We start from the raw sequence: 17,454 nt of genomic DNA on the forward strand, positions 1-17,454 counted from the left end.
TTCCGCCCCCAATTCACCAGGGATCCTATGTAATGACCATCGACTACCGCGATCTTGCCAACCACATCAAGCAATGGGGCCAGGAATTAGGCTTCCAGCAGGTGGGCATCTGCGATGTCGATCTAAGCCGTCATGAAGCACAGCTGCAACGTTGGCTGGACGCAGGTTATCACGGGGAGATGGACTGGATGGCCCGCCACGGCATGATGCGTGCCCGGCCAGCAGAACTGTTGCCGGGAACCGTTCGGGTGATCAGTGTGCGGATGAATTATCTGCCACCCGAAGCGGGATTTGCCCAAAGCCTCGGTCAACCAGATACCGCCTACGTCAGCCGCTATTCCCTGGGACGTGACTACCACAAGCTCATCCGTAACCGACTCAAGCAGTTGGGGCAAAAAATCGAAGCGGCCGTCGGTCAGTTCGGTTATCGCCCTTTCGTGGATTCCGCCCCGATTCTGGAGCGCCCTCTGGCTGAAAAGGCTGGGTTGGGCTGGACTGGCAAGCACTCTCTGATTCTCAACGAACACGCAGGCTCCTGGTTCTTTCTGGGTGAACTGCTTATCGACCTGCCCCTGCCTGTCGACACCCCGGTAGAAAACCAATGCGGTAAATGTGTGGCCTGTATGACCAGCTGCCCCACAGGGGCGATTGTGGAAGAAGGGGTCATTGATGCCAGACGCTGTATTTCTTATCTGACCATTGAATTTGATGGGGTGATTCCGGAAGAGTTTCGCGAGCCGATCGGTAATCGCATCTACGGTTGCGATGACTGCCAGCTGGTGTGCCCCTTCAACCGTTACGCCGATGTCACGGAAGAGCAAGACTACCACTGCCGGGAAAGCCTGTATCAGCAACCTCTGGCCACCTTATTTCAGTGGGATGAAAATCAATTTCTGAAAAATACCGAAGGTTCTGCGATCCGACGTATCGGACATGTGCAATGGCTACGTAATATCGCCATCGCTATGGGTAATGCCCCATATAGCACAGAGCTTGTTCAGGCGTTAGAACAGCGGCTTGGCGAGCACGAACTGCTGGACGTTCACATTCAGTGGGCGCTGGGCAAGCAACATGAACGTGTAAACCAGGCCAATCAGCTCCCTCATCTCACAGCACAACGTATTGAGGTTTTACCGGCTAAAACACGGCGCCTTATTCGTATTGTAGAAAAAGGATTGCCACGCGATGCGTAGGCTGCGAATAATCCGGCTATCGTGTTGCAACCTGATTAACACAGATTGAGAGTTGAGTCAGTCTTATGGGGAAATGTGGAAAACATTTTCATTTGAGCGTATTTATACCCAGATGAAAATATTAAACACAGCTCTGACGGGTAGGTGCTGAAAAAGTTATTCAGTCATCCACATAGTGGATCAGGTTGTATATAAACCTTGAGCAACCCAACAAAAAACCATACAAAACAACACCTTAAACTGTTGATAAGTTTTATATGTTTTCCGGACATCGAAATAAAAAAAAGATAAATACAGACTTGTTCACACGCTATCGGCACACGTAATCAACTGACTTACCCACAAGTTATAGATGTGGATAACTCTGTGCATGATCCGGTTATTTCTTGCCGAAAACTTCTCTTAAACCCAAGCGCCGCCAAGGTTTGAAGCCTATCTGTCTGGAAGAGGAAGGACTGAGATATCACATACCCTCTGTTGGTAACTTTCTGGAACGAAGACAGTTATCAAGTAAAGAGCGCATGTTGCCATCTGGCACTGGCCACAGAGCATCATGAATTGTGAACAAATGCACGCAATCGTCAGATCGCATGCTCAATTCATTGATGATGTGTTGAAGCTGAAAAGCTTCTTCGGTTCCAGTAACTCCCGTTATGGAACATTGACGCAACACACAAGGCTACCGGTTATCGAATACCCCAGGAATGCTGCAATGGAACTAATACTTCACAGTAGTAGCTGTGCCGGTCTCCTGATTTATGCACAAGAGCGGCAACAATGGAGTGCAATGGTTACTTGACCAAAGCTCTCAAGAATTTGGTTGCGGGGGCCGGATTTGAACCGACGACCTTCGGGTTATGAGCCCGACGAGCTACCAAGCTGCTCCACCCCGCGTCCGTATTGTGTCACCGTTAAGCACGATGAAGGCTATAAACTGGAGCGACACACGAGGTTCCCGATCTTCGAGGAACTTGGCGTGACCTCAACCTTGGCAAGGTTGCGCTCTACCAACTGAGCTAGTGTCGCAATCGTCACCGTTAAGCACGATGAAAGCTGTAATTTGGAGCGACACACGAGGTTCCCGATCTTCGAGGAACTTGGCGTGACCTCAACCTTGGCAAGGTTGCGCTCTACCAACTGAGCTAGTGTCGCAATCGTCACCGTTAAGCACGATGAAAGCTGTATTTGGAGCGACACACGAGGTTCGAACTCGTGACCTCAACCTTGGCAAGGTTGCGCTCTACCAACTGAGCTAGTGTCGCAATCGTCACCGTTAAGCACGATGAAAGCTGTAATTTGGAGCGACACACGAGGTTCGAACTCGTGACCTCAACCTTGGCAAGGTTGCGCTCTACCAACTGAGCTAGTGTCGCATCGTCACCGTTAAGCACGATGAAAGCTGTAATTTGGAGCGACACACGAGGTTCGAACTCGTGACCTCAACCTTGGCAAGGTTGCGCTCTACCAACTGAGCTAGTGTCGCATCGTCACCGTTAAGCACGATGAAAGCTGTAATTTGGAGCGACACACGAGGTTCGAACTCGTGACCTCAACCTTGGCAAGGTTGCGCTCTACCAACTGAGCTAGTGTCGCATCGTCACCGTTAAGCACGATGAAAGCTGTAATTTGGAGCGACACACGAGGTTCGAACTCGTGACCTCAACCTTGGCAAGGTTGCGCTCTACCAACTGAGCTAGTGTCGCATCGTCACCGTTAAGCACGATGAAAGCTGTATTTGGAGCGACACACGAGGTTCGAACTCGTGACCTCAACCTTGGCAAGGTTGCGCTCTACCAACTGAGCTAGTGTCGCATCGTCACCGTTAAGCACGATGAAAGCTGTATTTGGAGCGACACACGAGGTTCGAACTCGTGACCTCAACCTTGGCAAGGTTGCGCTCTACCAACTGAGCTAGTGTCGCATTGGTTGCGGGGGCCGGATTTGAACCGACGACCTTCGGGTTATGAGCCCGACGAGCTACCAAGCTGCTCCACCCCGCGTCCGATTTTCACCGTTAAGTACGATGACAACTTTAAATTTGGAGCGACACACGAGGTTCGAACTCGTGACCTCAACCTTGGCAAGGTTGCGCTCTACCAACTGAGCTAGTGTCGCATTTGGTTGCGGGGGCCGGATTTGAACCGACGACCTTCGGGTTATGAGCCCGACGAGCTACCAAGCTGCTCCACCCCGCGTCCGATTTTCACCGTTAAGTACGATGACAACTTTAAATTTGGAGCGACACACGAGGTTCGAACTCGTGACCTCAACCTTGGCAAGGTTGCGCTCTACCAACTGAGCTAGTGTCGCATTTGGTTGCGGGGGCCGGATTTGAACCGACGACCTTCGGGTTATGAGCCCGACGAGCTACCAAGCTGCTCCACCCCGCGTCCGATTTTCACCGTTAAGTACGATGACAACTTTAAATTTGGAGCGACACACGAGGTTCGAACTCGTGACCTCAACCTTGGCAAGGTTGCGCTCTACCAACTGAGCTAGTGTCGCATTTGGTTGCGGGGGCCGGATTTGAACCGACGACCTTCGGGTTATGAGCCCGACGAGCTACCAAGCTGCTCCACCCCGCGTCCGATTTTCACCGTTAAGTACGATGACAACTTTAAATTTGGAGCGACACACGAGGTTCGAACTCGTGACCTCAACCTTGGCAAGGTTGCGCTCTACCAACTGAGCTAGTGTCGCATTTGGTTGCGGGGGCCGGATTTGAACCGACGACCTTCGGGTTATGAGCCCGACGAGCTACCAAGCTGCTCCACCCCGCGTCCGATTTTCACCGTTAAGTACGATGACAACTTTAAATTTGGAGCGACACACGAGGTTCGAACTCGTGACCTCAACCTTGGCAAGGTTGCGCTCTACCAACTGAGCTAGTGTCGCATTTGGTTGCGGGGGCCGGATTTGAACCGACGACCTTCGGGTTATGAGCCCGACGAGCTACCATGCTGCTCCACCCCGCGTCCGATTTTTTGAAAAGCAAAACAATTGAATATTTGCCTTTCGAGGCTGCGCATTATACGAAGAAATTAGACGGATGCAAGACTTCCTAAAAAAAATATGGAAATTTCAATGCGACCGTCTAAATCATCATCAAATTTTGAAAATATGTTCACGATAGTAACGCAACTCATTGATTGAATCACGAATATCGTCCAGAGCCAGGTGACTGCCTTTTTTGTGGAATCCGGTCAGCAGATCAGGCTGCCAACGGCGGGTAAGTTCTTTCAGTGTACTGACATCCAGGTAACGGTAGTGAAAGTATTGCTCCAGCTCTGGCATATGTTTGTACAAAAAGCGGCGATCCTGCCCGATGCTGTTACCACAAATTGGTGACGCACCTTTAGGTACCCACTGCTCCAGAAAGGCAATGGTCTGACGCACAGCTTCTGTTTCATCAACCTTGCTCTCGCGCACTCGCGCTACCAACCCACTTTTAGTATGGGTGGAAGTGCACCACTCATCCATTTTTGCTAATTCCGACTCTGGCTGATGAACCGCCAGTACTGGTCCTTCAGCCAGCACATTCAGCTGCGCATCCGTCACGATCGTCGCAATCTCAATAATTTTATGGGCTTCAGGATCCAGCCCGGTCATTTCTAAATCGATCCAAATAAGGTTCTGATCGCTGATCGTCATCGGATATTGCCTATTCTATGAGTAAACCATGTATGATAATACCAAATGCAAGCCGATTGAGGGGAACAGACTACATTCCCTGACGGCAAACGCCTTTATTTTATCGTAAGCCAACTAACTGAACGAAATTCTTGTGGCAAAAAAGAAAAAGCTGACCAAAGGACAGAGCCGTCGTGTGCGCTCTAACCAAAACAAACGCCTAACGCGCGAAAAAGATGATATCCAGTGGGATGAATCCCTGCTGGAGTCAGCCCGTGAAGGCTTGGTGATCACCCGTTTCGGCCAGCATGCCGACATTGAAGATCCGGAAACCGGTGTGATTCACCGCTGCAACCTGCGACGCAGTATCCAGAGCCTGGTGTCCGGTGATCGCGTGGTTTGGCGCCCAGGGGTGGAAACCCTGCAAGGTATTGCCGGAGTGGTAGAAGCCGTACACGAACGCAGCTCCATGCTGACTCGCCCTGACTACTACGATGGCGTTAAAGCCGTGGCGGCAAACGTCAATCAGATCCTGATTGTATCCGCCGTTGTTCCGGAGTTGTCACTGAATATCATCGACCGCTACCTGATCGCAGCGGAAACGGTAGGGATCGAACCCCTGATCGTGTTAAACAAAGTCGATCTATTGGATCCGGAAGCGCGTCACACCGTTGAGCAGATGCTGGCCCTGTACCAGAATATCGGTTATCAGGTGCGTATGGTCAGTTCCACCACCGGTGAAGGGCTGGACAGCCTGAATGACGATCTGAAAGATCACATCAGCATTTTTGCCGGTCAATCTGGCGTGGGGAAATCCAGCCTGGTGAACTCGCTGATGCCGGAAGTTGACGCCGAGGTCGGTGACATTTCTGAGAACTCGGGATTGGGCCAGCACACGACTACCGCAGCCCGTCTGTATCACTTCCCGCACGGCGGTGATTTGATTGACTCACCGGGAGTCCGGGAATTTGGTCTGTGGCACCTTGAGCCGGAGCAGGTGACCAATGCATTTGTGGAGTTCCGTGATTTTCTGGGCGGTTGTAAATTCCGCGACTGCAAACACGGCGACGATCCGGGCTGTCTGATCCGCGAAGCGGTTGAAGAGGGTAAAATCAGCCAGGAGCGCTATGACAGCTACCACCGCATCATTGAAAGCATGTCAGAGAACGTTGCCAACCGGCAATTCTCCCGCAACAAACCCGACTGATCCCCACTTCCCCCAATAATTGGGGGAAGTCTTCCTGGCCGGATGAGACTGACTTTGTTCGCTAAGTCAGGTATCATGCCCGGCTAGCGTTATGAATAAGTAATCATCTTGTTGATCGACTGAAAGTTTCTGGAAAGATACCGTGCACGACAATCTTAAAATCGGCCTGCAGTACTGCGCGCCTAAACAGACCCTGACCCAGCTTGCCGGCAAACTGGCTTCCCTGAAAGCCGGTAAACTGACAACGGCGGTAATCCGCTGGTTCATCCGCCGCTACGGCATTGATATGAACGAAGCACGGAACCCGGATCCGGCTGCTTATGCGACCTTCAACGACTTTTTTGTGCGTGAGCTGAAAGAAGGCGCACGCCCGATCGACGAAGACGCCCAAACGCTTTGTCACCCGGCAGATGCCTGCGTCAGCCAATTAGGCCCGGTAACGGCGGGACAGTTAATCCAGGCCAAAGGGCACACCTATGAAGCCGTTGAGCTACTGGGTGGCGATGCTGAGCTGGCTGCACAGTTCGATGACGGCCTGTTTGCCACCCTGTACCTGTCGCCGAAAGATTACCACCGCGTCCACATGCCATGTGACGCAACGCTGCGCCAAATGATTTACGTTCCGGGTGAGCTGTTTTCCGTAAACCCGCTGACGGCACAGAACGTACCGAACCTGTTTGCCCGTAACGAGCGCGTCGTCTGTATCTTTGATACCGATTTCGGCCCGATGGCACAGGTACTAGTGGGTGCCACCATTGTCGGCAGCATCGAAACCGTCTGGGCAGGCACAATCACGCCACCTCGCAGTCCACGCGTACATCGCTGGGACTACCCGGCAGACGGTGAGCAAGCCATCACCCTGAAAAAAGGGGAAGAAATGGGTCGCTTCAAGCTGGGATCAACCGTGATTAACCTGTTCCCGAAAGCCGCCGTCGAGTTTGTGGAAGGTCTGGAACCGACCACCCCGACGTTGATGGGCAGCGCGTATGCCCGCCGCCTGAATGCTGATGCGACAGTCGCTGACATCGCACAAGCATAATCAGTTAACACTTTTACATTTAAGGGGCCTCTGGCCCCTTTTTTTTGTGCAAAAAATCGACCACGCCGAGGGAATTCCCCGCCCCTCAATAGTATGCTGGCGGCTATTAATTCATATGCAAACCAACAGACTATGCCAACATTTTCGCTTGCCCATATCTTCAAACTGCTGGTTGCTTTCGGGATCCCGCTCGGTATCCTGATGCTGCCGATTGATGCGATTCCGATTGACGATCTCACCCTGACCCAGCATCGTCTGCTGGCCATTTTTGCCCTCGCGGCCCTGTTGTGGGTACTCGAACCGGTGCCGGTATTTGCCACTTCCATTCTGATTATCGCCCTGGAACTGATCATGATTTCCGATAAAGGGCTGCACCTATTCCGCATTCCCCCGGAAGGGCACGACATGGGGGTAATGCTGCAATATACCGACATTTTTGGCGCCTTTTCTTCACCGATCATCATTCTGTTTATGGGCGGCTTTGCCCTCGCGATTGCCGCCTCCAAATATGAACTGGATAACAATCTGGCCCGAGTCCTGCTCAAACCGTTTGGGACCCAGCCCAAGTTCATCATGCTGGGCCTGATGCTGATCACCGCAGTGTTCTCGATGTTTATGTCTAACACCGCAACCACGGTGATGATGCTGGCACTGCTGGCCCCCATTGTGGCCTCGGTTCCCAAAGGAGATATCGGCATCAAAGCGCTGGTGCTGTGTATTCCTGTCGCGGCGAACACCGGCGGCATCGCCACGCCGATCGGGACCCCGCCCAACGCCATTGCCCTGCAGTACCTGACCGGAGAAAACAGCATCAGCTTTCTGGGCTGGATGACCATCGGCCTGCCGTTTGTGATTCTGCAGCTGACTTTTGCCTGGTGGTTGCTGCAAAAACTGTTTCCGTCCTCTCAGCGCCATATGACGCTCCAGCTGGACGGTCAGTTCCAGACCAGCTGGCAGGCAATCGTGGTGTATATCACTTTTGCCCTGACGATAGTGCTGTGGATGACCACCGCCTTACACGGCATGAACACCTATGTGGTATCGATTATTCCACTGGCGGTGTTCACGCTGACCGGTATCATGGGGAAAGAAGAACTCAAGCTGATCAACTGGGATGTGCTATGGCTGGTTGCCGGGGGGATTGCGATTGGCCTCGGACTGGAGAAAACCGGTCTGGCTGAGGCACTGGCCCATGCCGTGGACTATGATGTGCTGTCGCCGATTGCCGTTGTCCTGACTTTGTCGATGATCTGCTGGCTGATGGCCAACTTCATGTCCAACACCGCCACCGCTAACCTGTTGATGCCCATTGCCGCAGCCGTGGCGACCTCCATGGACAGCCTAGCGTCACTGGGCGGGTTGCAAGGGGTGCTGGTCGTGGTCGCTTTCTCGGCCTCTCTGGGGATGATCCTGCCGGTGTCTACGCCACCGAACTCCCTGGCGTACTCAACCGGACTGATTGAGAGCAAAGACATGGCCAAGACCGGCCTCATCATCGGGCTGGTTGGCCTCGCCGTCGTCTATGCAGGTGCCATGATCATCACCTGACCGTCAGCGTCTTTGCGGGAAGACGCTGTCGCGTAACGCTGAGACACAACGTTTATGACAAGGATGCGGCCTCACACCGCATCCTTTTTGCGTTCAACGCCCTGAAAAACCGAGTTTTGCAATGAGGGTCACGCAAAAACTAACATTTCTGGCTAATGATAAGCCCCAAACCGCCGATAAATGTTCATATTGCCGACGTTCTGACGCGCTTTTATCCGAACCCAGCGACAATCACACAGCCACACAACCACCTCCTCGCAATAACACTAAAAACATGCGCATTCGAGAGAGATATGATGAAACTGACACTAAAACTCAAAATACAGATCGCCATTGCAGTGATCATTGCCACCGTGAGCGCCGTTCAGGCGTGGATATCCATTTCCCAGCTGAAAGCAGAAACCACCTATGCCGTCAGTAACCAGATGAAAGACATGGGCCAGGCCACCAGCCGTTACATTACTGACTGGCTGGCAATCCGCAGTGACATGCTGCTGGCCAATGAAACCCTGATCGCCAATCAGGACAATATCGACCGTGAGTTACTGCTGACCAAACGTGCCGGCCAGTTCCTGTCGGTCTATGCCGGTTTCAGCGACGGCCATATTGCCTATGGCGATAAAACCGAAGACTGGCCGGCAGATTACGATCCCCGTAGCCGTCCTTGGTACAAAGATGCCATGGGGCAAAGCGGCCTGATCGTGACCGCACCTTATCAGGACTTTGACGGCAGCATGGTGGTCAGCCTGGCCAAAGCCTTCCGGGGCAAACATCAGGGCGTACTGGCGGCCGATCTGACCATCACTGACATCATCCAACAGGTACTGAGCCTGAAGCTGGATCACGACGGCTTTGCCTTCCTGCTGGATGGCAACAACCAGATAGTGGCCTACCGTGATGAATCGCTCAGCCAGCAAGCCCTGACCCGTCTGGATGCCGATTTAACGCCCGCACTGCTGAAACAAATTGAGCGCGAGCAAACTATCCACGCTTTCCGTTTTGACACTGACAACCGTGACAAACTGCTGTATGCCACCCCCATCGCCGGGACGGACTGGACCCTGGTACTGGTGGAAGACAAAGATCTGGCCTATGCCTCGATTGGCCGCCAGATCACGTTTGTTCTGCTGGCCTCGGTAGCACTGTATGTGGTGATCGCCGCAATCGCGACCCTGATCTTCAACAGCCTGCTGCGTCCGCTGACCCGCCTGAGCGAGTCGATGGCGCAACTGGCACAAGGCAGCGGAGACCTGACCCAACGTATTGATATCGAGCGGCAGGATGAAATTGGGGAACTGGCCGAGCACGTTAACCGCTTCCTCGGTCAATTGCAGTCGATGATTAAAACCATTGTCGCGCAGTCGCACACCCTCGGAGAGCAGGCCGGTCACTCCGCCAATCAGACAGAAATGGCCAGCCACAAAGTGGCCGAGCAGCAAAATGACGTCAACCAGATCGCGACCGCCATTCACGAAATGTCGGCCACTTCTGCCGAGGTCGCCAGTCATGCCGAGTTGACCGCCTCGGCGGCGCAGGCTTCCACCACCGCCTGCGAAGAAGGTCAGGGCGTAATTGGCCAGAACCGTCATGCCATTACGCAGCTGGCCAATCAGGTGCAGGATGCCGCTCATGTGATTCACGAACTGGAACAAAATGCCCAGAATATCAATCAGATTCTATCAACCATTCAGGGCATTGCCGAGCAGACGAACCTGCTGGCGTTGAACGCTGCCATTGAAGCCGCCCGAGCCGGGGAACAAGGCCGGGGATTTGCGGTGGTCGCTGATGAGGTTCGCGTCCTGAGCCAGCGCACCCACGACTCAACCGAGGAAATCCGCAGCATGATTGACACCCTGCAGCAGAACACCCGTCAGGCGGTTGAGAGTATGGAGACCAGTACCGAATTGGCCGGTCAGAGCGTCGGTTACGCTGAAGCCGCCAGCGAAAGCCTCAACCAGATCACTCAAGCGATTACGGAAATATCGGACATGGCGACCCAGATTGCCAGTGCCGCCGAAGAGCAGCGCGCCGTGAGTGAAGACATCAGCCGCAATACTCAGGCCATCAAAGATGTCTCGGATCATTTGGCGGTCCAAACCGGGGCTGTGACCGAAAGCGCCCGGGCGATGCACCGTGCAGCAAACGAAATGCGTGAGGATGTCTCTCGCTTTCAGGTCTGATTGCCGTGACGAAACGGGTGTCGTCATGAACATCGCCTCTTAAACACTCAGGCAATAACGTCTGGTTGTTCCTTCTCCGGCCGCCTTTATTGCGCGGCCTTTTTGTTTTCCTTACAACCGCTTCGCCTCTCAGCCGTCTAGGCTTGATACCAGGCAAGCGAAACGCCCGCAGTACAGCTGCCGACACGACGGCACGGTGCCAACTGCCTCGCAAAACTAAGACCTAACTTTTCATTATCTGCCGTCATTTTTTGCTAGATTCCAACATAGCTGCCAAAACGGCGATTTCCTCATTTCCCCCACCCGGCACCGCCGTAAAATGCGCCGGCCGAGCCAGACAGCCCGGTCATATAACAATCAGAGAGGGCAACATCGTGAACACAACCATGACCAAAGCAGCATTATTCTTGCTGGCCGCCAGCTGGGCCACCCAAACCAGCGCCGCCGACTGGCATTATGAGGGCGCCCATGGCGTCGAACACTGGGGGGAGCAGTTTGAAACCTGTGGCGAGGGGCTAAACCAGAGCCCGGTAAACATAACCGAAACCCTGTCCGCCAAACTGGCACCATTACATATTGATTACCAAGGCCAGGTGAGTGAACTTATCAACAACGGCCACACCATTCAGGCCAATGTCAGCGGGCAAAACACCCTGGACATTGAGGGCGAAACCTTCACCCTCAAACAGTTCCATTTCCACACGCCGTCGGAAAACACCATCAAGGGCAAGCAATTTCCGCTGGAGGTCCACTTTGTCCATGCCAGCTCACAAGGGCAACTGGCTGTCATTGCCGCCATGTTTGAAACCGGCCCGCGGGGTAACGCAACCCTTGGCAACCTGCTGAACAGCCTGCCGGAAACCGGGGAAACCCGCACACCGGGCGCAACCATCAACCCGGCTGACCTGTTGCCGCGTGAACGCGACTATTACCGTTTCAGCGGCTCGTTAACGACCCCACCTTGTACCGAAGGAGTACGCTGGTATGTGTTGAAAGAGCCTCAGGCCAGCAGCCCGGCACAGACCACAGCCCTGCACGAAATCATGGGGGATAACGCCCGACCGGTGCAGCCGCTCAATGCCCGGGTGATCCTGCAATAACGACCGCCGCAGATTCCGTCTGCCGTCCCTGAACGCCCACCGACCCTGACACATCCGGGGCAGCCGACCCGCGCTGCCCCAAGCTCTGACTGCCTGCCTGCCAGCCAGCCAGCCAGCCAGCCAGCCAGAAAAACATTGCACCGCTTGGCACCCTTGCCGCAAGATAAGCGCCCTGCACCGCTGTGCTTCGCCCGATGCGCAGGCAACTCACTGTACGATAAGGAATATCATGGGTTACGAATGGCTGGCGCTCGGCGCCGCAATGCTGTGGGCTGTCAGCAGCCTGATTTCTGTCACACCGTCCCGCCATCTCGGCGCCTTTGCCTACAGCCGCTGGCGGATGGCCTGCGTCACGGTCATGCTGTCCGTCATAGCCTTACTGAACGGCGGCTGGGCCACCCTGCACTGGGAGGCGGCCAGCGTCATGCTGTTATCCGGTCTGGTTGGGATCTTCATCGGCGATACCGCCTTGTTTGCCTGTTTCAACCGTATTGGCCCGCGTCGCGCCGGACTGCTATTTTCCTGCCATGCGGTTTTTTCAGCGTTGCTCGGGATCTGGCTGTTTGATGAACAGCTACTGGGTTGGAAACTGGTGGGTGGCATTCTGGTGTTCAGCGGCGTGGCTCTGGCCATCTTTTTCGGCCAGAGCCGTCAGAAAGATGCCAGCCACCACCATTGGGAAGGCAGTCACGGTACCCTGTGGGTCGCAATTGCTCTGGGTCTGACTGCAGCACTGTGCCAGTCGTTAGGTGCGGTGATCGCCAAACCGGTGATGCAGACCGATATTGACCCGGTTGCAGCGTCAGCCATGCGCATGGCCAGTGCCTTTGCTGCGCACAGTCTGCTGCGGATTACCGGGCTGCGCCTCGCCCGTCCGCACCAACCAATCACCCTGTCCATTTTTCTGCAGGTTGCTCTGAATGGCTTTCTGGCTATGGCGGTCGGGATGACATTTATCCTCTATGCCCTGCGCTACGGCGATGTCGGCATGGTGGCGCTGCTCTCTTCCACGACCCCTATCATGATTCTGCCTCTGCTGTGGCTGTATACCCGAATCATGCCGCCCTGGCAGGCCTGGTGCGGCGCCTGTCTGGCAGTGCTGGGCACCGCATTGATTCTGAGCCACTGAGCGCCACACAGCTCAGGCAATGATGACAAGCTTACGTAGACGTTTGAGATTAGGTATCAGAGCTTAAAACTATCAATAGAAGGGATGCATCCCACACTAGTAATTGAGAATCATTTGCATCTACGTGATAACGAGTTATACTTGCCACGTGCGAGTCAGGTCTGCGGGCGGTAAGACGCCTTGAAATCCTAACTGACGCCTGACCACACCGTCCACAGGCTGTTCCTCATGCCCTATGGCCGGGGCAGCGCTCCGTCAGAGGAGCTCAGACTGACAGACAGTCATCCACGGGTGACTGTCTGTCGAGTCTAAGTTTAAGCTTGGCCTACCTTAGTCTGCCTTTGCCTCTTTCAGACTCTCTCATTCGTTGTGTTGGTCGATACGATCCTTATCAGGCAATCTCGATCGGAAACGCTGTTACACGATCAATATGATCCTGCCCCAGAGCCAGCATGATGAGACGATCAATGCCTAACGCCACGCCAGCACAGTCAGGAAAGCCCGCCCGAAGGGCGTTGACCAGATGCAGGTCAATCGGCTGTGGTGCCAGCCCCATCTCCAGTCGCTTGCGGTTGTCGGCTTCAAACCGTGCCAGCTGCTCATCGCCGTCGGCCAGTTCATGGAAACCATTCGCCAGCTCAATGCCTTTGAAATACACCTCAAAACGTTCTGCTACCCGCTCATCCGCCGGGCTGATTTGCGCCAACGCCGCCTGAGAAGCAGGGAAATCATAAACAAACGCCGGGGCCTGCTGGCCAATTTTCGCTTCCACTCCCACGCTAAACAGTAACTGAAGCAGGGTATCCCGATCGTCTTCCGGCTCTGCAATATCAGCCAGTCCCAGCGTCGCCGCGACCGCTTTGAGTGCATCCATCTCCGCCGTCAGCGGGCACACGCCCAGTACCGTCAGAAACGCCTGCTGATAGGTCATGCGCTCTGCGGCCCCGCACTGCAGCACCATCTGCAACAGGTCATCCATTTCGTCCATCAGAGTGTGATGGTCAAAGCCCGGACGATACCATTCCAGCATGGTGAATTCCGGATTGTGATAGCGCCCGGATTCTTCATTGCGGAAGGATTTACAGATTTGGTAAATCGGCCCGCTACCTGCCGCCAGCAAGCGCTTCATATGAAATTCCGGGCTGGTCATCAGATACAGTTGTTGCCCGTTGGCAAAGCCCGGCCCAACAAACTGGGTCTGGAAAGTATGCAGGTGAATGTCTGTCACGGTCGCCTGGCTCATCGCCGGGGTGTCCACTTCCAACACATCACGGGCGGCAAAAAAGGCGCGGATCTGAGCCAGAATCGCGGCTCGCTGCTTCAGTTGAGGAAGGGATGCAGTAGGTTGCCAATGGGTAGTCATAGCCGGTTTCGATCTTTCTAACTGCTGAAATAAAGGCCGTTATGGTAGCAAATCTGCGGATCTGAAACAGCCGCTCTGTGCACCCGCAACTTATGAATAATTATGAACAAAATAAGACACGAAACCACAGCGACAAAACCACACCAAACACACATTGAGTTAACAATCCGGTCACGTCAGCGATATTAAACTAACATTCTTTCTGGGCGGAATGCCTTGTTCATCGGCTATCTTATTGGACAACAAGGATTTACGCCATAAAGTCGAAACACATCAACAACGAGCCAGAAACATCTAAAACAACTCGTTTTCAGTTGCTAACAATGACAAAACATTACAGCTTGTGACAATAATCACAGTTTCTGTAATCACCTTACTCTTAGGGGGTATTTCCTTGGAAAAGATGCGTCTAAATCAAATTTTCTACTGATTTTGTTTCATAGAATGAACTTAGGATTTCAAGGTTAAGTGCGCCCGGCGCACTTTTATAATTTTCGTCTTACCTTCGGAGGATAGCTGTGAAGACTATTACCACAGATATCGCTGTTGTCGGCGCAGGTGGTGCAGGCCTACGTGCTGCCATCGCTGCGGCAGAAGCAAACCCAGACTTGGAAATTGCACTGATTTCTAAGGTTTACCCAATGCGCTCGCACACCGTAGCCGCAGAGGGTGGCTCCGCTGCTGTCATCAAGGATGAGGATAGCTTAGACAACCACTTCAACGACACCGTTGGTGGTGGTGACTGGCTATGTGAACAGGACGTTGTTGAATATTTCGTAGAAAACGCCACTCGCGAGATGACCCAGTTGGAACAATGGGGCTGTCCGTGGAGCCGTAAAGAAAACGGTGAAGTAAACGTTCGTCGTTTCGGTGGTATGAAGGTTGAGCGTACGTGGTTCGCGGCCGATAAAACCGGTTTCCACATGCTGCACACCCTGTTCCAGACCTCTATCAAGTACAAGCAAATCAAACGCTTTGACGAATACTTTGTGGTTGATCTGATCGTCGATGACGGTGAAGTACAGGGCCTGGTGGCTATCCACATGTCCGAAGGTGAGCTGATCTGCATTAAAGCGAAATCTGTGATCCTGGCCACTGGCGGTGCGGGCCGTGTTTACCACTGCAACACCAACGGCGGCATCGTAACTGGCGACGGTATGGCAATGGCATTCCGCCACGGCGTGCCACTGCGTGACATGGAATTCGTTCAGTACCACCCAACGGGTCTGCCTGGCACCGGTATCCTGATGACCGAAGGTTGTCGTGGTGAAGGCGGTATCATCGTTAACAAGAACGGTTACCGTTACCTGCAAGACTATGGCATGGGTCCTGAAACGCCAATCGGCCAGCCAAAGAACAAATACATGGAGCTGGGCCCTCGTGACAAAGTGTCACAAGCGTTCTGGCACGAGCAGCAAAAAGGTAACACCATCAAGCACCCACTGGGCGATGTGGTTCACCTTGACCTGCGTCACCTGGGTGAAGAATACCTGCATGAGCGTCTGCCGTTCATCTGTGAACTGGCGAAAGCGTACGTCAACGTGGATCCGGCTAAAGAGCCGATTCCAATTCGTCCGACCGTGCACTACACCATGGGTGGTATCGAAACCAACAGCCACAACGAAACCCGCATAAAAGGTCTGTTTGCCGTTGGTGAATGTTCATCGGTAGGTCTGCACGGTGCGAACCGTCTGGGCTCTAACTCCCTGGCTGAGCTGGTTGTCTTCGGCCGCGTTGCCGGTGAAGGTGCGGCTGAGCGTGCACAGTCTTTCAAAGGCTGGAACGATGCGGCAGTAAAAGCACAGATGGACGCGGTTCAGGCACGCATCGATGCTCTGATGGCTCAGGAAGGCGACGAAAACTGGGCTGACATCCGTACTGAAATGGGTCAATCCATGGAAGCCGGTTGTGGTATCTACCGTCAGGAAGATCTGATGCAAGCCACTATCGACAAGTTGGCTGAACTGCGTGAGCGCTACAAGAAAATCAGTATCAAAGACAAAGGCAAAGTGTTCAACACTGACCTGCTGTATGCGATTGAAGTGGGCTACGGCCTGGAAGTGGCAGAAGCCATGGCACATTCCGCCATCAATCGTCGTGAATCGCGCGGTGCGCACCAGCGTCTTGACGATGGCTGTACCGAGCGTGATGACGTGAACTACCTGAAACACACTCTGGCATTCTATAACGGTGATCAAGCACCGCGTATTGATTACAGCGATGTCACTATCACCAAGTCGCAGCCAAAAGCCCGTTTGTACGGCGCGGCAGCGGAAGAAGCGGCAGCTAAAGAAGCCGCTGAGAATAAGTAAGGAGCAGGCATAATGTCAGACAATCGCATTCAGAAAGTAGAAATTCTGCGTTATGACCCGGCGAAAGACGCAGAGCCGTACTTCGAAATGTTCGAAGTCCCTTTTAACGAAACCATGTCCGTGCTGGACGCGCTGGGTTACATCAAAGATAACCTGGACAAAGATCTGGCTTACCGCTGGTCTTGCCGGATGGCGATCTGTGGTTCATGCGGGATGATGGTCAACAAGGTGCCAAAACTGGCCTGTAAGACCTTCCTGCGTGATTACCCGAACGGTCTGAAGATCGAAGCACTGTCTAACTTTGCGATCGAAAAAGACCTGATCGTTGACATGACGCCGTTCATCGAGCGTCTGGAAGCCATCAAGCCATACATCATCGGGAACAATCGCAAACCGGAAGACGGCCCGAACAACCAGACTCCGGCACAAATGGCGAAGTATAAGCAGTTCTCCGGCTGCATCAACTGTGGCCTGTGCTACGCCGCGTGTCCGCAGTTCGGCCTGAACCCTGAGTTCATTGGTCCGGCAGCACTGACCCTGGCTCACCGCTACAACCTGGACAGCCGCGACAATGGCTCTGCAGAGCGTATGAAGCTGATCAACGGTGAAAACGGTGCATGGGGCTGTACGTTCGTGGGCTACTGTTCGGAAGTGTGTCCGAAGAGCGTAGACCCGGCAGCAGCGGTTAACCAAGGCAAAGTGGAATCATCAAAAGATTTCGTCATTGCCATGATGAAACCTCAGGAGGCATAA

The 17,454-nt window shown here is 53.7% G+C and carries 11 protein-coding genes and 21 tRNA genes; 9 read left to right on the plus strand and 23 right to left on the minus strand.

Translation table 11 applies throughout. The features are described from left to right. Positions 1–32: 32 nt before the first annotated feature. Entirely contained in the window at positions 33–1,193 is a 1,161-nt protein-coding gene (queG, locus tag FH974_RS14535; RefSeq protein WP_047887583.1) for a tRNA epoxyqueuosine(34) reductase QueG, read from the plus strand. An 817-nt stretch (positions 1,194–2,010) separates the two neighbouring features. Here the strand turns inward: queG and FH974_RS14540 are convergent. From FH974_RS14540 to orn, 22 genes are all read right to left on the minus strand, one after another. After that, positions 2,011–2,087 (minus strand) — tRNA-Met (locus FH974_RS14540). Between the two features lie 41 nt (positions 2,088–2,128). Continuing rightward, a tRNA-Gly gene (locus tag FH974_RS14545) sits at positions 2,129–2,219 on the minus strand. 35 nt (positions 2,220–2,254) lie between these two features. Further along, a tRNA-Gly gene (locus FH974_RS14550) sits at positions 2,255–2,345 on the minus strand. Positions 2,346–2,379: 34 nt separating this feature from the next. Further along, positions 2,380–2,455, minus strand: a tRNA-Gly gene (locus tag FH974_RS14555). Positions 2,456–2,490: 35 nt separating this feature from the next. Beyond that, positions 2,491–2,566, minus strand: a tRNA-Gly gene (locus FH974_RS14560). A gap of 34 nt (positions 2,567–2,600) precedes the next feature. Next, positions 2,601–2,676 (minus strand) — tRNA-Gly (locus FH974_RS14565). 34 nt (positions 2,677–2,710) lie between these two features. After that, a tRNA-Gly gene (locus FH974_RS14570) sits at positions 2,711–2,786 on the minus strand. A 34-nt stretch (positions 2,787–2,820) separates the two neighbouring features. Next, positions 2,821–2,896 (minus strand) — tRNA-Gly (locus FH974_RS14575). 33 nt (positions 2,897–2,929) lie between these two features. After that, positions 2,930–3,005, minus strand: a tRNA-Gly gene (locus tag FH974_RS14580). Positions 3,006–3,038: 33 nt separating this feature from the next. After that, positions 3,039–3,114 (minus strand) — tRNA-Gly (locus tag FH974_RS14585). Positions 3,115–3,116: 2 nt separating this feature from the next. Further along, positions 3,117–3,193 (minus strand) — tRNA-Met (locus FH974_RS14590). 39 nt (positions 3,194–3,232) lie between these two features. Beyond that, positions 3,233–3,308, minus strand: a tRNA-Gly gene (locus FH974_RS14595). Between the two features lie 3 nt (positions 3,309–3,311). Beyond that, positions 3,312–3,388: transfer RNA gene (locus FH974_RS14600), tRNA-Met, on the minus strand. Positions 3,389–3,427: 39 nt separating this feature from the next. Next, a tRNA-Gly gene (locus FH974_RS14605) sits at positions 3,428–3,503 on the minus strand. A 3-nt stretch (positions 3,504–3,506) separates the two neighbouring features. Further along, positions 3,507–3,583: transfer RNA gene (locus FH974_RS14610), tRNA-Met, on the minus strand. Positions 3,584–3,622: 39 nt separating this feature from the next. Beyond that, positions 3,623–3,698, minus strand: a tRNA-Gly gene (locus tag FH974_RS14615). A 3-nt stretch (positions 3,699–3,701) separates the two neighbouring features. Next, positions 3,702–3,778: transfer RNA gene (locus FH974_RS14620), tRNA-Met, on the minus strand. 39 nt (positions 3,779–3,817) lie between these two features. After that, a tRNA-Gly gene (locus FH974_RS14625) sits at positions 3,818–3,893 on the minus strand. Positions 3,894–3,896: 3 nt separating this feature from the next. Next, positions 3,897–3,973, minus strand: a tRNA-Met gene (locus FH974_RS14630). Between the two features lie 39 nt (positions 3,974–4,012). Beyond that, positions 4,013–4,088 (minus strand) — tRNA-Gly (locus FH974_RS14635). Between the two features lie 3 nt (positions 4,089–4,091). Then, positions 4,092–4,168, minus strand: a tRNA-Met gene (locus FH974_RS14640). Between the two features lie 130 nt (positions 4,169–4,298). After that, the gene (gene orn, locus FH974_RS14645) at positions 4,299–4,844 is read right to left on the minus strand and encodes an oligoribonuclease (protein WP_207103364.1); all 546 of its coding nucleotides are present in this window, start codon (positions 4,842–4,844) and stop codon (positions 4,299–4,301) included. A 133-nt stretch (positions 4,845–4,977) separates the two neighbouring features. Between orn and rsgA the strand changes: the two genes are divergently transcribed. The 6 genes from rsgA to FH974_RS14675 all read left to right on the plus strand — a co-directional run bounded on the left by rsgA (position 4,978) and on the right by FH974_RS14675 (position 13,026). Further along, complete coding sequence (rsgA, locus tag FH974_RS14650) at positions 4,978–6,030, plus strand: small ribosomal subunit biogenesis GTPase RsgA (RefSeq protein WP_207103365.1); 1,053 nt, start codon at positions 4,978–4,980, stop codon at positions 6,028–6,030. Positions 6,031–6,172: 142 nt separating this feature from the next. Beyond that, on the plus strand, positions 6,173–7,069 hold the full coding sequence (gene asd / locus FH974_RS14655; RefSeq protein ID WP_047885235.1) for an archaetidylserine decarboxylase: 897 nt from the start codon (positions 6,173–6,175) through the stop codon (positions 7,067–7,069). Between the two features lie 132 nt (positions 7,070–7,201). After that, on the plus strand, positions 7,202–8,617 hold the full coding sequence (locus FH974_RS14660; protein WP_207103366.1) for an SLC13 family permease: 1,416 nt from the start codon (positions 7,202–7,204) through the stop codon (positions 8,615–8,617). Positions 8,618–8,913: 296 nt separating this feature from the next. After that, on the plus strand, positions 8,914–10,797 hold the full coding sequence (locus tag FH974_RS14665) for a methyl-accepting chemotaxis protein (protein WP_047885236.1): 1,884 nt from the start codon (positions 8,914–8,916) through the stop codon (positions 10,795–10,797). A gap of 386 nt (positions 10,798–11,183) precedes the next feature. Further along, complete coding sequence (locus FH974_RS14670; RefSeq protein ID WP_047885237.1) at positions 11,184–11,897, plus strand: carbonic anhydrase; 714 nt, start codon at positions 11,184–11,186, stop codon at positions 11,895–11,897. A gap of 229 nt (positions 11,898–12,126) precedes the next feature. Then, positions 12,127–13,026 carry a DMT family transporter gene (locus FH974_RS14675; RefSeq protein WP_207103367.1) on the plus strand — a complete coding sequence of 300 codons (900 nt, stop codon included), beginning with the start codon at positions 12,127–12,129 and terminating at the stop codon, positions 13,024–13,026. A gap of 391 nt (positions 13,027–13,417) precedes the next feature. On the opposite strand, the gene epmA is transcribed toward FH974_RS14675, so the two are convergent. Further along, positions 13,418–14,389, minus strand: coding sequence for an elongation factor P--(R)-beta-lysine ligase (gene epmA / locus FH974_RS14680; RefSeq protein WP_207103368.1), 972 nt, complete (start codon positions 14,387–14,389; stop codon positions 13,418–13,420). Positions 14,390–14,907: 518 nt separating this feature from the next. Here epmA and frdA point away from each other — a divergent pair. Further along, positions 14,908–16,701 (plus strand): fumarate reductase (quinol) flavoprotein subunit, encoded by a 1,794-nt coding sequence (gene frdA / locus FH974_RS14685; protein WP_047885240.1) that lies wholly within the window; start codon positions 14,908–14,910, stop codon positions 16,699–16,701. 12 nt (positions 16,702–16,713) lie between these two features. After that, entirely contained in the window at positions 16,714–17,454 is a 741-nt protein-coding gene (locus tag FH974_RS14690; RefSeq protein ID WP_047885241.1) for a succinate dehydrogenase/fumarate reductase iron-sulfur subunit, read from the plus strand.

This window comes from Photobacterium ganghwense, assembly GCF_017329545.1.
GTDB classification, from domain to species: domain Bacteria; phylum Pseudomonadota; class Gammaproteobacteria; order Enterobacterales; family Vibrionaceae; genus Photobacterium; species Photobacterium ganghwense.

Excerpts from the sequence above, each read along its gene's own strand:
- queG (WP_047887583.1), top strand. The coding sequence starts at position 33 with ATGACCATCGACTACCGCGATCTTGCCAACCACATCAAGCAATGGGGC.
- FH974_RS14660 (WP_207103366.1), top strand. The coding sequence starts at position 7,202 with ATGCCAACATTTTCGCTTGCCCATATCTTCAAACTGCTGGTTGCTTTC.
- epmA (WP_207103368.1), bottom strand. The coding sequence starts at position 14,389 with ATGACTACCCATTGGCAACCTACTGCATCCCTTCCTCAACTGAAGCAG.
- orn (WP_207103364.1), bottom strand. The coding sequence starts at position 4,844 with ATGACGATCAGCGATCAGAACCTTATTTGGATCGATTTAGAAATGACC.
- FH974_RS14675 (WP_207103367.1), top strand. The coding sequence starts at position 12,127 with ATGGGTTACGAATGGCTGGCGCTCGGCGCCGCAATGCTGTGGGCTGTC.
- FH974_RS14690 (WP_047885241.1), top strand. The coding sequence starts at position 16,714 with ATGTCAGACAATCGCATTCAGAAAGTAGAAATTCTGCGTTATGACCCG.
- FH974_RS14670 (WP_047885237.1), top strand. The coding sequence starts at position 11,184 with ATGACCAAAGCAGCATTATTCTTGCTGGCCGCCAGCTGGGCCACCCAA.
- FH974_RS14665 (WP_047885236.1), top strand. The coding sequence starts at position 8,914 with ATGAAACTGACACTAAAACTCAAAATACAGATCGCCATTGCAGTGATC.